Origin of the sequence: Bradyrhizobium sp. ISRA430 (assembly GCF_029909975.1) — a bacterium.
Lineage (GTDB): Bacteria > Pseudomonadota > Alphaproteobacteria > Rhizobiales > Xanthobacteraceae > Bradyrhizobium.
Genome location: NZ_CP094516.1, coordinates 2,449,757 through 2,464,581, shown reverse-complemented (window position 1 = coordinate 2,464,581; position 14,825 = coordinate 2,449,757). Strand labels below are relative to the sequence as shown.

12 protein-coding genes are annotated in these 14,825 nt (G+C 64.0%); 9 read left to right on the top strand and 3 right to left on the bottom strand.

Annotation, left to right across the window (positions count from 1 at the left end; translation table 11 throughout):
* Nucleotides 1-171: 171 nt before the first annotated feature.
* The 3 genes from MTX21_RS12090 (at nt 172) to MTX21_RS12080 (ending at nt 5,111) form a co-directional block, all read left to right on the top strand.
* Nucleotides 172-1,758: a B12-binding domain-containing radical SAM protein gene (locus MTX21_RS12090; RefSeq protein ID WP_280965032.1), complete on the top strand. Its 1,587-nt coding sequence runs from the start codon at nt 172-174 to the stop codon at nt 1,756-1,758.
* 5 nt (nt 1,759-1,763) lie between these two features.
* The gene (eutC, locus tag MTX21_RS12085; protein WP_280965031.1) at nt 1,764-2,582 is read left to right on the top strand and encodes an ethanolamine ammonia-lyase subunit EutC; all 819 of its coding nucleotides are present in this window, start codon (nt 1,764-1,766) and stop codon (nt 2,580-2,582) included.
* A gap of 162 nt (nt 2,583-2,744) precedes the next feature.
* Entirely contained in the window at nt 2,745-5,111 is a 2,367-nt protein-coding gene (locus MTX21_RS12080; RefSeq protein ID WP_280965030.1) for an MMPL family transporter, read from the top strand.
* 125 nt (nt 5,112-5,236) lie between these two features.
* Here MTX21_RS12080 and MTX21_RS12075 read toward each other — a convergent pair whose 3' ends face one another.
* Nucleotides 5,237-5,734: a hypothetical protein gene (locus MTX21_RS12075; RefSeq protein WP_280965029.1), complete on the bottom strand. Its 498-nt coding sequence runs from the start codon at nt 5,732-5,734 to the stop codon at nt 5,237-5,239.
* Between the two features lie 460 nt (nt 5,735-6,194).
* On the opposite strand from MTX21_RS12075, the gene MTX21_RS12070 reads away from it, so the two are divergent.
* From MTX21_RS12070 to MTX21_RS12045, 6 genes are all read left to right on the top strand, one after another.
* Entirely contained in the window at nt 6,195-6,428 is a 234-nt protein-coding gene (locus MTX21_RS12070; RefSeq protein ID WP_280965028.1) for a hypothetical protein, read from the top strand.
* 190 nt (nt 6,429-6,618) lie between these two features.
* Entirely contained in the window at nt 6,619-7,503 is an 885-nt protein-coding gene (gene hpnC, locus MTX21_RS12065; protein WP_280965027.1) for a squalene synthase HpnC, read from the top strand.
* Nucleotides 7,493-8,332: a presqualene diphosphate synthase HpnD gene (hpnD, locus tag MTX21_RS12060; protein ID WP_280965026.1), complete on the top strand. Its 840-nt coding sequence runs from the start codon at nt 7,493-7,495 to the stop codon at nt 8,330-8,332. The genes hpnC and hpnD overlap by 11 nt, the downstream gene beginning before the upstream one ends.
* A complete protein-coding gene (hpnE, locus tag MTX21_RS12055; RefSeq protein WP_280965025.1) occupies nt 8,332-9,588 on the top strand; it encodes a hydroxysqualene dehydroxylase HpnE in 1,257 nt (418 codons plus the stop codon). The genes hpnD and hpnE overlap by 1 nt, the downstream gene beginning before the upstream one ends.
* Nucleotides 9,589-9,643: 55 nt before the next feature.
* The gene (gene shc / locus MTX21_RS12050; protein WP_280965024.1) at nt 9,644-11,596 is read left to right on the top strand and encodes a squalene--hopene cyclase; all 1,953 of its coding nucleotides are present in this window, start codon (nt 9,644-9,646) and stop codon (nt 11,594-11,596) included.
* Complete coding sequence (locus MTX21_RS12045; protein WP_341510105.1) at nt 11,530-12,342, top strand: phosphorylase; 813 nt, start codon at nt 11,530-11,532, stop codon at nt 12,340-12,342. The genes shc and MTX21_RS12045 overlap by 67 nt, the downstream gene beginning before the upstream one ends.
* A gap of 166 nt (nt 12,343-12,508) precedes the next feature.
* Here the strand turns inward: MTX21_RS12045 and hpnH are convergent, their stop codons facing one another.
* Nucleotides 12,509-13,669 carry an adenosyl-hopene transferase HpnH gene (gene hpnH / locus MTX21_RS12040; protein WP_280965022.1) on the bottom strand — a complete coding sequence of 387 codons (1,161 nt, stop codon included), beginning with the start codon at nt 13,667-13,669 and terminating at the stop codon, nt 12,509-12,511.
* Nucleotides 13,670-13,704: 35 nt separating this feature from the next.
* Nucleotides 13,705-14,631, bottom strand: coding sequence for a 4-hydroxy-3-methylbut-2-enyl diphosphate reductase (ispH, locus tag MTX21_RS12035; RefSeq protein ID WP_280971032.1), 927 nt, complete (start codon nt 14,629-14,631; stop codon nt 13,705-13,707).
* Nucleotides 14,632-14,825: the final 194 nt, after the last annotated feature.

The following is a 14,825-nucleotide window of genomic DNA, read 5'->3' as shown; positions in this document are numbered from 1 at the left end:
CACACCCGCGCAGAAAATGCGCCCGGCGGCAATGAACCGGAGAAACCATTGGCACGTCTTACGAATTAGACTGGTGCCACAATATTGAGGAATTTCGGTCGCAGCGTTACGTTATGTGTCTGACCGTCCATTCTGCACAGGTTGTAGAACGTCGTTGTTGGGGGAAGTTCGATGCGCGCTAACAGCAACGGAACGATCCGGCACATCCTCTGCGTCTTCCCGCGCTACACCTCATCGTTCGGGACGTTCGAGTATTCCTATCCGCTGACTGACGGGGTGAAGGCATTCATGCCGCCCCAGGGGCTGTTGCTGATCTCGGCCTATCTGCCCAAGGAATGGCAGGTCAAATTCGTCGACGAGAACCTCCGCCGCACGACCAAGGAGGAATTCGAGTGGGCCGAAGTCGTCTTCGTCAGCGGCATGCACATCCAGCGCCAGCAGATGAACGACATCTGTCGCCGCGCCCATGAATTCGATCTACCGGTCGCGCTCGGCGGCCCCTCGGTCAGCGCGTGTCCCGACTATTATCCGTCCTTCGACTACCTCCATGTCGGCGAGCTTGGTGATGCGACCGATGAGCTGATCGAAATCCTGTCGCGCGACACTTCGCGTCCCGACGAGCAGGTGGTGCTGACCACCAAGGACCGCGTGCCGATGACCGAATTTCCGATCCCGGCCTACGAGCTCGCCGACGTAAGGAAATACTTTCTCGGCAGCATCCAGTATTCCAGCGGCTGTCCCTATCAGTGCGAGTTCTGCGACATTCCCGGTCTCTATGGCCGCAACCCGCGCATCAAGACGCCGCAGCAGATCATCGCCGAGCTCGACCGCTTGCGCGAATGCGGCATGACCGACACGGTCTATTTCGTCGACGACAATTTCATCGGCAACCGCAAGGCGACGATGGACCTGCTGCCGCATCTGATCGAATGGCAGAAGAAGACTGGCTATGTGATGCGGCTCGCCTGCGAGGCCACGCTGAACATCGCCAAGCGGCCCGAGATCCTGGAGAAGATGCGGGAGGCCTATTTCATCACCATCTTCTGCGGCATCGAGACACCCGATCCGGACGCGCTGCACGCGATGCACAAGGACCACAACATGATGGTCCCGATCCTGGAGGGCGTGCGCACCATCAACTCCTACGGAATGGAAGTCGTCTCCGGCATCATCATGGGGCTGGACACCGACAAGCCGAATACATCCGATGCGCTGCTGGCTTTCGTCGAGGACTCCCAGATTCCGCTACTCACCATCAACCTGCTTCAGGCGCTGCCGAAGACGCCGCTGTGGGACCGGTTGGAGCGGGAAGGGCGCCTGATCCATGACGAGGGGCGCGATTCCAACGTCGACTTCCTGCTGCCTTATGACGAGGTCATCGCCTCCTGGAAGCACTGCATGGAGGTCGCCTACGAGCCCGCGAAGGTCTATGCGCGCTTCCAGTATCAGTGCGACCACACCTATTCAAACCGGCTCAAGGTGCCGGTGCCCGACGAGATGAAGACCTGGCCCAATATCCGGCGTGCACTCGTCATGCTGAGAAACATCTTCTGGAAGGTCGGGGTGCTCGGCAACTACAGGCGCGTGTTCTGGAAGTTCGCGCTGGGGCGTATCCGGCGTGGCGATCTCGAAGGCCTGATCGGCAGCACATTGGTCGCGCATCATCTCATTACGTTTGCGCGTGCGGCGTCCAGCGGCAAGCAGAACGCTTCGAACTACTCGATCCGGCTGCGCGAGGCGGCCGTTCCCGCCGAGTGAGCGACATGCCCGATCCGGCCGTCCCGGCCCGCGCGACACGCGATCTGCGGTACTTCACGCCTGCGCGCGTCGCGCTCGGGCGCAGCGGCGCGAGCCTGCCGACAAAGCCGCTGCTCGATTTCACGCTGGACCACGCCCGCGCCCGCGATGCCGTGCACGCCGTTTTCGATGCGGCGCGGCTGGCCGCCGAGCTCGGCGAAGTCGGCCTCTCACCGGTCGCCGCCAGCAGCCGGGCGGTCGATCGCAGGGACTACCTGCGGCGGCCGGATTTGGGGCGGCAGCTCGATGCCTCTTCCGCCGAGGCATTGGCGCGAAACGCCACCGAGCCGGGCCGGCTTGCGATCGTCATCGGCGACGGCCTGTCGCCGGCTGCCGTGCATGCGCATGCCGCGGCCTTGATGAAGAGCCTGCTGCTGCGGCTCGCGGCCGGGGACCCCGTCGCGATCGGCCATGTCGTTGTCGCCTCCGGCGCACGCGTGGCGCTCGGCGACGAGATCGGGGCCATCCTGGGAGCGCGTATGGTCGTGATGCTGATCGGCGAGCGGCCGGGCCTGTCCGTACCCGACAGTCTCGGTGCCTATCTGACCTTCGCGCCAAAGCCGGGGCGCACCGATGCCGAGCGCAACTGCGTCTCGAACATCCACCACGGCGGGCTCAGCCATTACGAGGCGGCGGTCAAGATCGACTGGCTCGTGCGGGAGGGCCTGGCTCGGCGGGTGACCGGGGTCGCGCTGAAGGACGAGAGTGGCGATCGCGCCCCGCGCCGAATTGGCACAGTCCTGATCGAAGGAACGGAATCGGGGGCCAAAATGTCCTCATCTTGATCGGTGTGGCCTGCTTGCGAGACCATGGCGGGACCTGCTAAACCCCTGCGGCGATTTTCCGCGCATTTTCAAGGGGCAAGCCTCCCATCCGTATGGCGTTTCAGGCTGTTCGCGGGACGCAATAAGCTCATAATCCGAGCCGATTCAGGAACTGGACAAGGCATGCTCGAAAAGCACAGCGAGAGTGAGGTTCATGTCGACAAGGTCGAGCAGGGACCCGCGTCCTCCATCGCCTTCGGGCTGGAACGTCTCGGGCTGATCGCCGTCCGGGCGCCGGTCGTCTCCTGCCTCGTCCTGATCGCGCTGATCGTCGGCGCCGTGTTCGGCATCCAGCGGATCAAGATCGACGATTCGCTGTCGCAGCTCTTCCGCTCCAACAGCCGCGAATTCCGTCAATACGAAGAGGTGACGAAGAAGTTCCCGGCCGAGGAGTTCGACGTTCTCGTCGTCGTCGAAGGGAAGAATCTCTTGGAGCGGAGCAATCTGGAGAAGCTCCGCGACTTCGTCACCGACCTGCAGCTCGTCGAAGGCACGCGCGGGCTGGTCTCGCTGTTTTCCGCGCGCCAGGCGCCAGCGCCGGGCAAACTGCCGGCCGCGCTATTCCCCGGCGAGCTGCCCGAGGGCGAGGCCTATAACAAGTTCATCGAGACCGTCAAAGCCAACGAGATCATTCGTGGCAAGCTGTTGTCTGAGGACGGCACGCTCGCGCTGATCGTGCTTTCGCTCGATCCGGATGTGGTCGCCTCCAGCAAGCTGAGCAAGACCGTCGGCGACATCCGCGCGCTGATGAAGGAGGATCTCGGCGAGACTGGCCTCAACGTCCAACTCTCCGGGGTGCCGGTGATGCAGCTCGAGATCCGCAATGCGGTCGAGCGCGACGGGCTGACCTATAACGTTCTCGGCATTCTCGCCGGTTGCATCATTGCCATCATCTTCTTCCGCAAGATCTCGTTCATGGTGGCCGCGGCGTTCCCGCCGATGATCGCGATCCTGCTGGCGCTCGGCGCGCTCGGCTGGGCCAACTTCAATCTCAACATGTTCCTGAACGTGATGACGCCGCTCATCATGGTCATCAGCTTCTCCGACTCGATGCAGCTTACCTTCGCCGCGCGTGACCGGCTGATCGCGGGGCAGGACAAGTTCACCGCATTCAAGAACGCGGTGCTGGTGGTGGGACCGGCCTGCGTGCTGACGCACGGCACCGCCGGCATTTCCTTCATCGCGCTCCAGTTCTCCGACTCCGACCTGATCCGCAAATTCGGGGAAGCCGGGCTCGCGGCGACCATCATCGCGCTGGTTGCGGTGCTGTCGCTCGTGCCGGTCTTCGGCGTCCTGTTCGTCCGCAACGAGAGGGTCTTCGCCGTCAAATTCCAGAGCGCCGACGCCGGCGTCCAGGCGCTGCGTAATTTCTGCTACTGGATCGCCGTGCGCATGGTGGGCCGGCCCGGCCTGTTCAGCCTGATCGCGGTGCTGTTCGTCGGCAGCCTCGGCATCATCTACGCCAATCTCGAGCCGCGCTACCGGCTCGCCGACCAGGTGCCGGACAAGCGTCAGGCGGTTGCCGCCAGCGACCGGCTCGACGCCAAGCTGACCGGCGCCAACCCCGTCAACGTGCTGATCCAGTTCCCCAAGGGCGAATCACTGTATTCGCCGGAGACGCTGCAGACGATCGCCGAGGTGCACGCGACCGTGGAGAAGGCCGCGGGCGTCGGTAACGTCTGGTCGCTCGAAACCCTGCGCCGCTGGCTTGCGGAGAAGGCCGGCAGCGCTGATGTTGCGACGCTCAAGGAATATGTGAGCCTCATCCCCGAGCATCTGGTACGACGCTTCATCGATGCTGAGCAGGATGCGGTCGTGGTCGCTGGCCGCGTGCCCGACAAGGATTCCAGCCAGCTTTTGCCGATCGTCGACAAGCTCGATTCCGAGCTCGACGCCGTCCGCAAGAAGCATCCCGGCTATGAGGTCGCGGTCACCGGCCTTGCCGCCATCGCCGCGCGCAACTCGGCCAACATGATCGAGAAGCTGAACCGCGGCCTCACCGTCGAATTCGCCCTCGTCGCGTTATTCATCGGCCTTGCCTTCCGCTCCTGGGTGGTGATGCTCGCCTGCATCCTGCCGGGCATCTTCCCTGTGGTGATGTCGGGTACGGTGCTGTGGGCGATGGGCGAGGGCCTGCAATTCGCCAGCGTCGTGGCACTGACCGTCTCGTTCGGCCTCGGCCTCAGTGCGACCATCCACTTCCTCAACCGCCTGAGGCTCGAGAGCAAGCCCGGGGTTTCATCCTCGCTCGCGGTCGAGCGCGCCACGGTCCTGGTCGGTCCTGCGCTGATCCTGACCACAGTGGTGCTGGCCTGCGGCCTCGTCGTCACCGTGTTCTCCGACTTGCCGTCCTTGCGACTGTTCGGCTGGCTCAGTGCTTTCTCGATGGTCATGGCCCTCGTCGCCGACCTCTTCATCCTGCGGCCGACGGCGATGTGGCTGATCAACCTGCACGAGAAGCTTCAAGGCGCGGACAAGCGCGCGATCTGAGCAGGGCAACGGAGGTTGCGTCACGCTCACGCACTATCCCGTACGGATTGAAGCTGGTCGATGTCAGCAAAAAGCCCCCGGCTTGCGAGGGCCGGGGGCCAAATCCTTTCCGATCGGGAGGGCCTCTAGCTCTTCACCATCGTGATGTTGACGCCGCGGATCTCGCCTTTGGAGCTGATCTGCACCGTCTGCTTGGTGCCGTTGGTGCGCAGCGACAGATTGGCGGCAAAGCCGTTGGCCTCGACGAACACGTCGATCTGGCCGCCGCCGGCGGTGCCCTGAAGGTTGCCGAAGATGTTGCGGCTGGCCTCGCTCCAGTTGCCGGAGATGCGCTCGCCCTGGCTCGTCACGTCGCTGGTGAGGTCGAACTTGTAGCTGTCGCTGGCGCAGTGCAGGCTCTGCTTCAGGTTGAGGCCGCTGCCGGCAACCTTGTAGTCCGCCTTGCAGCGGATGCGCTCGGTGGAGCCGTCGGACAGGGACACCGTGCCGGTCCCCGACCACGCGCCGTCGAAGCCGGCGAACGGTCCGGACGACTGAGCATGGCTTGCCGAGACCGAGAAGAGCAGCGCAGCGCCAATGCCGGCCGCCTTGATTGCCTGTCCAGATCGCCCAGAAAATTTCATGCTGAATATCCCGTTTTGGAAGTGACCGTCCGCTTAACAAAGGACGTCTCGCCACATCGAAGGTTTAGTGTTCCAAGCCTGTGTCAGGTTCAATGCCTGACCGCCTGAGATATGGGCTGGCGAACTGCTTCCATCGGCTCTCCGTTCCGCGATTCGCTGTGTTTCAGCGTGTTTCTGCCGTGGAACCCGGGAGCGACAGATGCACGTCTGCAACAGGTCGGTGCCAAAACGCGCCGTATGCGAATTATGACGTAGTATCAATCCCTTACATCTGCCAATGAAGAGGCGGGGAAGGCGTGATTTGGCAGGCGTGGCGCCAATTTGGCCGCATTTGCCAGCGCTTGTGCTCTCTCGGATGCCGCGCGTCTGCGGCAACTCGCTATCAGAACAATCCGTTCCGGTCGTCCGCCCTGTGCTGTCCGGGATCGGTGCGATTCTGCCGTCAGAATGAAGGAATACAATGCGTAAATTTCTCGTCGCTCTCACCCTGCTGTCGGCATCCTTTTCGACCGCGGCGTTCGCCCAGCAAGGGCGCGGCACTGCCGAGGAGCAGAAGGCTTGCACGCGCGACGTGCAGAAGTTCTGCCGTCCCGTCATCGATCAGGGCGATTTCACCATCCTGGCCTGCCTCAAGGAGAACCGGGCGAAGATCTCGCAGGCCTGCGACCAGGTTTTGAAGAACCACAACCAGTAAGCTCGTCCACTGGCCCACAAAAGGCGGTTTTTGGACCGTCTTTTCGGGCCGTATCCGCAGGGCAGCCATCGAGAGACAGGATTGGTTTTGCGGCCGTATTCCCCTATATGGGGGCCGCGGCGGCATTGCCGCCGTGAGCCCGTGCGGGCGAAAAAGCCTTCCTGTCCAAACGATTGTTAACCAGCCCTCGATGACCTCTGCGAGCGAATTGCGATCCGGCAAGGGTGACCGCGACGAGAACTTTCCCGTCGCGTCCTGGATCATTCATCCGCGTCATCGCGCGCTGATCCTGGCGTTCTACAACTTCGTCCGCACCGCCGACGACATCGCCGATCACGCGACGCTGCCTCCCGACGAGAAGCTGGCCTATCTCGACCTGCTTGAGGGCGAATTGCTCGGCAAGGGCGATACTCAAGCCGAAGCCGTCAATCTGCGGCGTGCGCTCGCAGAGCGGGGCATGGCTCCGCGCCATGCGCTCGACGTGCTGGTTGCGTTCCGCATGGATGTGACCAAGCTGCGCTACGAGAGCTGGGACGAAGTCAGCCACTATTGCCGCTATTCGGCGATGCCGGTCGGCCGCTTCATGCTCGACGTCCATGGTGAGAGCACCTCGACCTGGGCCGCGTCGGATGCGCTTTGCGCGGGTCTTCAGATCAACAACCACCTGCAGGATTGCGGCAAGGATTTTCGCGAGCTCAATCGCGTCTACCTGCCGCGCGATGCGCTGGCCGCAAGCGGCGCGTCCGTCGAGCAGCTTGGACTCGCTCAGTCGCCGCCGGCGCTGCTGCAATGTCTCCAAGCGCTCGCCGCGCGCAATGAACGGCTTCTCAACGAGAGCAAGTCGCTGAGCGCGGAAGTCAGGGATTTCCGTCTCGGCGTCGACATCGCCGTGATCCAGGCCTACGCCGACCGCATCGTGCGCCTGCTCAAGGTGCGCGATCCCCTGCGCGAGCGCGTGCACCTGAGCAAGTTCGAGCTTCTCACCTTCAGCCTTGCCGGCATCATCGGTGAAGTCGGCCGCCGCGCAATCGGACGCAAGGCCATTTCCAGACCGGGGACCGCGCATGACGCTTGAGGCGACCTCGCCCGGCGCCAGTTATGGCTCGACCGCATCCGGCAGCTCCTTCTATGCCGCGATGCGTATCCTGCCGCATGACCAGCGCGAGGCCATGTTCCAGATCTACAGCTTCTGCCGCCAGGTCGATGATATCGCCGATTCCGACGGGCCGCGCGAAGAGCGGCTCGCCGCGCTCCAGGAGTGGCGCAACGACATCGATGCGCTCTATCAAGGGCATCCGCCGGCACGACTGAAGGACTATGTCGCGTCGGTGAAGACGTTCGGACTGAAGCGGGAGGATTTCCTCGCCATCGTCGACGGCATGGAGATGGACGTGCCGCAGGATATCCGCGCGCCCGACATCGCGACGCTCGATCTCTACTGCGATCGCGTCGCGAGCGCGGTGGGGCGGCTGTCGGTGCGGGTGTTCGGCCTGCCGGAAGAGGACGGCATCCAACTCGCCTATCATCTCGGCCGCGCGCTCCAGCTCACCAACATCCTGCGCGACATCGACGAGGACGCGGGGCTTGGCCGGCTCTATCTGCCGCGCGAGGGCCTGCTGCATGCCGGAATCACCTCCAACGATCCGAACCGCGTGATCGCCGAGCGCGCCCTGCCGAAGGTCTGCCTGCCGCTGGCGCAGCGCGCGAAAGTGCATTTCGAGAAATCGGACGAGATCATGAACCGCAACAGGCGTCGCGCGGTGCGCGCGCCGCGGATCATGTCGAAATACTATCATGCCATTCTGGACCTCCTGATCGCGCGCGGCTTCAACGCGCCGCGCCAGCCGGTGCGTGTGTCGAAGATCGCACGGATCGGCATCCTGCTCCGTTACGCTTTCATCTGATGCAAAACACAGCTCACATCATCGGCGCCGGAATTTCCGGCCTCTCCGCCGCTGCGCGGCTCGCCAATGCCGGCTTCAAGGTCGCCGTGCACGAGGCGACGCACCAGGCCGGCGGCCGTTGCCGCTCCTATTTCGACGGCGCGACCAACCTCACCATCGACAACGGCAACCATCTGATGCTGTCGGGCAACGGCCATGCACGGGCCTATGCGCGCTCGATCGGCTCGGAGGCGGGCCTCGTCGGCCCGGAGCGCGCGCAGTTTCCCTTCGTCGATCTCGCGACCGGACAGCGCTGGCAGCTCGATCTTGGTGACGGGCGGCTGCCGACCTGGGTGCTCGACGAAAGCCGGCGCGTTCCCGACACCGGGCTCACGGACTATCTGAAGCTGGCGCCGTTGATCTGGGCGTCGGAGGAGGCGCTGGTCGGTAAGTCCATCCCTTGCGAGGGCATGCTCTATCAGCGCTTGGTGCAGCCGCTGCTGCTCGCAGCGCTCAACGTCGACCCGCCGGAAGGCTCGGCCGGGCTTGCCGGTGCGATCGTGCGCGAGACGCTGCTCGCCGGCGGCCAGGCGTGCCGGCCGCTGATCGCGCGCGACGGCCTCAGCGCGGTGCTGATCGAGCCCGCCGTGAAATTCCTGACCGAGCGCGGCCATTCCGTTCAGCTCGGCCATGAGCTGCGTTCGTTCGAGAGCACGGACGGCAAGGTCATTGCGCTGAATTTCGGCGGCGAGGATGTGATCCGGATCGCCGACGGCGATGCCATCGTGATGGCGGTGCCGCCGCGCGCCGCCGCGAGCCTGCTGCCGGGCCTCAAGACCCCGACCGAATTCCGCGCCATCGTGAACGCGCATTTCCGTTTTGAGCCGCCGAAAGGCGCAGCGCCCATCCTGGGGGTGATCGGCGGGATCGTGGAGTGGCTATTCGCCTTCCCCAATCGCCTCTCGGTGACCATCAGCAATGGCGACCGCCTGGTCGACATGCCGCGCGAGGAGCTTGCGCAGGCGATCTGGAACGACGTCTGCAAGGCGGGCGGCGTGTCCGGCGAATTGCCGCCCTGGCAGATCGTGCGTGAACGCCGCGCCACATTTGCGGCAACGCCGGCGCAGAATGCCCTGCGTCCGGGGCCGGTCACCGCGCTGAAAAACCTGTTTCTCGCGGGCGATTGGACTGCTACGGGATTGCCTGCAACGATCGAGGGATCGGTCCGGTCCGGCGATCGTGCCGCCGATCTGGTTCTGGCCGCGCAGCGGCCCTGACGGGCATTCGTCCCGGTCAATTTTACCCCAACAACTATCGGAGAAATCGAGCGAGATGGATTCCGTGAACGCGACCAACCGCGAAGTCCTGGAATCGAGCATTGCGTCGGCCACGCAAGGCGTCCTCGGCTTCCAGCAGTCCGACGGCCACTGGGTGTTCGAGCTCGAGGCGGACTGCACGATTCCGGCCGAGTACATCCTGCTGCGCCATCATTTGGCTGAGCCGATCGACACCGTGCTCGAAGCCAAGATCGGCAATTATCTGCGCCGCGTGCAGGGGGCCCATGGCGGCTGGCCGCTGGTGCATGACGGCGAGTTCGACATGAGCGCCAGCGTGAAGGCCTACTTCGCGCTCAAGATGATTGGCGACTCCGTCGACGCGCCGCACATGGTGCGTGCGCGCGAGGCGATCCGCTCGCGCGGTGGTGCGATTCATAGCAACGTCTTCACCCGCTTCACACTCGCGATGTTCGGCGTCGTGACCTGGCGCGCGGTGCCGGTGCTGCCGGTCGAGATCGTGCTGCTGCCGTTCTGGTCGCCGTTCCATCTCAACAAGATTTCCTATTGGGCGCGCACCACCATGGTGCCGCTCTTGGTGCTTGCGGCGCTGAAGCCGCGCGCGCGGAATCCGAAGGGCGTCGGCATCGACGAGCTGTTTCTTCAGGATCCGCGCTCGATCGGCATGACCGCAAAGGCACCGCATCAGAGCATGGCCTGGTTCCTGCTGTTCCGTGCACTTGAACATATCTTGCGCGCGGTCGAGCCGATGTTTCCGAAGAGCCTGCGCAAGCGTGCGATCGATGCCGCGCTCGCCTTCACTGAGGAGCGGCTCAACGGCGAGGACGGCATGGGTGCGATCTATCCGCCCATGGCGAACATCGTCATGATGTACGATGCGCTCGGCAAGGACGAGAACTATCCCCCGCGCGCCGCGACGCGCCGCGGTCTCGACAAGCTGCTCGTCATCAAGGACGACGAGGCCTATTGCCAGCCCTGCGTCTCGCCGGTGTGGGACACCACGCTGACTGCCCACGCCCTGCTGGAAGCCGGCGGCCCGCAAGCGGTGCCCGCGGCGAAGCAGGGGCTCGACTGGCTGATCCCCAAGCAGGTCCTGGACGTGAAGGGCGACTGGGCCGTGAAGCGGCCCGAGACCCGGCCGGGCGGCTGGGCCTTCCAGTACAACAACGCCCACTATCCCGATCTCGACGACACCGCCGTCGTGGTGATGTCGATGGACCGCATGCGCCGCGAGCACGGGATCGCAGGCTATGATGCGGCGATCGACCGCGGCCGGGAGTGGATCGAGGGCATGCAGAGCGACGACGGCGGCTGGGCTGCCTTCGACGTGAATAACCTCGAGTACTATCTGAACAATATCCCGTTCTCCGACCACGGCGCGCTGCTCGATCCGCCGACCGAGGACGTGACCGCCCGCTGCATCTCGATGCTGGCTCAGCTCGGACAGACCGAAAAGACGAGCAAGCACGTGGCCGACGGGGTCGCCTATCTCCGGCGCACCCAGCACCCCGAGGGGTCCTGGTATGGCCGCTGGGGCATGAACTTCATCTATGGCACCTGGTCGGTGCTGTGCGCCCTGAACATGGCCGGCGTTGACCAAAAGGACCCGATGATTCGCAAAGCGGCCGACTGGCTGGCCTCGATTCAGAACGAGGACGGCGGCTGGGGTGAGGACGCGGTCAGCTACCGGCTGGATTACAAGGGCTGGGAGGCTGCGCCCTCGACCGCCTCGCAAACGGCATGGGCTTTGCTTGCCCTGATGGCGGCCGGTGAGGTCGATCACCCGGCCGTCGCCCGCGGGGTAGGGTACCTGATTGCAACACAGAACGAAAAAGGACTGTGGGACGAGCAGCGGTATACCGCCACAGGCTTCCCCCGCGTATTCTATCTACGGTACCATGGTTACCCGAAGTTCTTTCCGCTGTGGGCACTGGCGCGGTACCGGAACTTGCGGAACACCAACAGCAGGGTGGTAGGGGTCGGAATGTGACTTTGGGGACGGGGGACGAGATTACCGCGGGTAATGCTATAGACCCGCGGCCGATATTGATCGTGACTGGACTGGTTCAGGAGGCCCGCATCGCCGCCGGGCCGGGAATGGCTGTCATCTGCTCTTCCAGCAGCCCGACTCAGTTGCGGGCGCTTCTGACGGTGGTGGATCCCGAATCGATTCGCGGCGTGATTTCCTTCGGCGTGGCCGGCGGGCTCGACCCGACGCTGCGCTCTGGAGACGTGGTGGTGGCGACCGAAGTGCTCTCCGGCGATACCCGCTGGGCCGCCGGGCTGTCGCTCAGCGACGACCTCATCGACCGCCTGACATCGGGCCGCCGCCGCGTGGTGCGCGGCAGTCTCGCCGGCGCCGAGCAAGTGGTCACGGGGCGGTCCTGTAAGGAGGCGTTGCACCTGGAGACGGGAGCGGCGGCCGTGGACATGGAAAGCCACATCGCGGCGGCCTACGCCGCCCAGGTCGGGCTTCCGTTTGCCGCGGTCCGGGTCATCAGCGACCCCGCCCACCGCGCGCTGCCGGCGATCGCCCGCGCCGCAATCAAACCGAACGGCCAGATCGACGTGGCGGCCGTGCTGCGCGGGATCGTACGCAATCCGGGAACGCTGCATGCGTTGGTCTCGACTGGCATCGATTTCAACCGCGCGCTGCGCTCCTTGCGCGGTTGCCGCGACTTCCTGATCGGCAGCGAGGGGCTTGAGGGCGAGGGCCTGGTTCCTGAGACCGTCTGAGCGGCGACCAACGGACCAACGAAAAGGCCCGATCGCGATGCGATCGGGCCTTTTTCTTTTGATGCGCGTAGCCCGGATGGAGCGAAGCGCAATCCGGGGCCGACTGCAGTAACCTTGCTCCCGGATTTCGCTTGGCTGCATCCGGGCTTCAGGTCGACGGTCGCGCCTACGCGGCGGTCGATGCCTTCTGAGCGGCCTTCTGCTGGGCGGCGAGCGCCTCGTCGCGGCGGATTTCCGAGAGCTTCTTCTGGACCTGCTCGGAGAAGATGTACTGCGCCGGGCGCTGCTTGGACATGTCGATCTCCGGCGCCATCGGCCCCGAGGTCTTGATGCCGCGCAGCGACACCCACATCGCCTTCAGCGGGTTGTTGAGAGCCGCAGTGGCCGCGGTCGGCTCGTAGCCGCAATGCGCCATGCAGTCGGCGCACTTTTCGTAGCGGCCGGTGCCGTAGGAATCCCAGTCGGTGGTCTCCATCAGCTCCTTGAAGGTCTTGGCGTAGCCTTCACCCAGCAGGTAGCAGGGCTTCTGCCAGCCAAAGATGTTGCGCGCGGGCATGCCCCACGGGGTGCACTCATATTCCTGGTTGCCTGCGAGGAAATCCAGGAAGAGGCCGGAATGCATGAAGTTCCACTTCTTGCCCTTGCCTAGCGCGAAGACGTCGCGGAACAGCTTCTTGGTCTTGGTGCGGTTGAGGAAGTGCTCCTGGTCGGGCGCACGCTCATAGGCATAGCCCGGCGACATCGACACGCCGACGCCGAGCTCGGCGCAGAAGTCGAGGTACTTCGCGATCTCTTCGGCCGGATGGCCGTCGAAGATCGTGGCGTTGACGTTGACGGTGAAGCCGCGCGCCTTCGCCGCCTTGATCGCGGACACGGCGCGATCGAACACGCCCTTCTGCGAAACGGCCTTGTCGTGGTGGTCACGCAGGCCGTCGAGATGCACCGAGAAGAACAGGTAAGGGGAGGGTTCGAACAGATCGAGCTTCTTCTCGAGCAGCAGCGCGTTGGTGCAGAGCGAGACGAACTTCTTGCGCGCGACGAGGCCACGCACGATCTCGCCGATCTCCTTGTGGATCAGCGGCTCGCCGCCGGGAATGGCGACCATCGGCGCGCCGCACTCGTCAGCCGCGTCCCAGCACTCCTGTGCGGACATGCGGCGGTTGAGGATCGCATCCGGGTAATCGATCTTGCCGCAGCCGGCGCAGGCGAGGTTGCAGCGAAACAGCGGCTCCAGCATCAACACGAGCGGATAGCGCTTGCGGCCAAGCAGTTTCTGCTTGAGCAAATAGCCGCCGATACGCATTTCCTTGAAGAAGGGTATTGCCATCACACGTTTCTTTCTGGGCTTGGAATTCGGGTAGGTCAGCTTGCAGCCAGTTCGGCCGGAAGCCGGAATTCGATGTCTTCCTCGCGGCCGGGCAGCACGGAGACCGTCACCGGTCCGATCCGCCGCAGCGCTTCGATCACGTCATCCACGAGCACCTCAGGCGCCGAAGCGCCAGCCGTGATGCCGACGGTCCTTGCACCTTTCAACCATTGCGGATTGAGCTCGCGGCCATCGGCGATCAGATAACTCGCGACGCCGGCCTCAGTGCCGATTTCGCGGAGCCGGTTCGAGTTCGAGCTGTTGGCGGCGCCCACCACCAAAATCACGTCGACCAGCTTGCTCAAGTTCCTTACCGCAGATTGGCGGTTCTGTGTCGCATAGCAGATATCCCGGATATCCGGGCCTTGAATATCTGTAAATCGGGCCTGGAGGGCCGCAATGATGTCCTTGGTATCATCGACCGAGAGCGTGGTTTGGGTGATGTAGGCCACTGGCGCATCTGCCGGCAGCGTCAAGGCGTTAACCTCTTCAACGCTTTGCACGAGCAGCACAGGGCCCGGAACCTGGCCCATCGTACCCTCAACTTCGGGATGACCCGCATGTCCGATCAGGATCAGGGTGCGGCCCTTGGTGATGTAGCGCTTCCCCTGATTGTGAACTTTCGTGACCAGGGGACAGGTGGCGTTCAGCACCGGAAGGTCGCGCGCGGCGGCCTCTTCCTCGACGCTGCGGGCGACGCCATGGGCGCTGAACACGGTCACCGCCTTGGCTGGAACTTCGGACAGTTCCTCGACGAAGATCGCGCCCTTGCTCTTCAGGCTTTCGACGACGTGTTTGTTGTGCACGATCTCATGGCGCACGTAGACGGGCGGGCCGTACTTCTCCAGGGCCCGTTCCACGATCTCGATCGCACGCACCACGCCCGCGCAAAAGCCGCGTGGCTGCGCTAGAAAAACTTCCATTGGACGTCCATCACGCAAATCGCACCAATCCGCTCAATTGTGGCCGGCAGCGCCCCGTTCCCGACCAATGATGAGTTGCAATATCCGCACCATTGGTTTCGCGCATGCGCGGTAACGACACACCCGTCCGGGTTCCAGGTGCATGGAGGCGCAGCACTTTGTGTCAAAAAATCGGCCCCGAGGAAAGGCGGAAT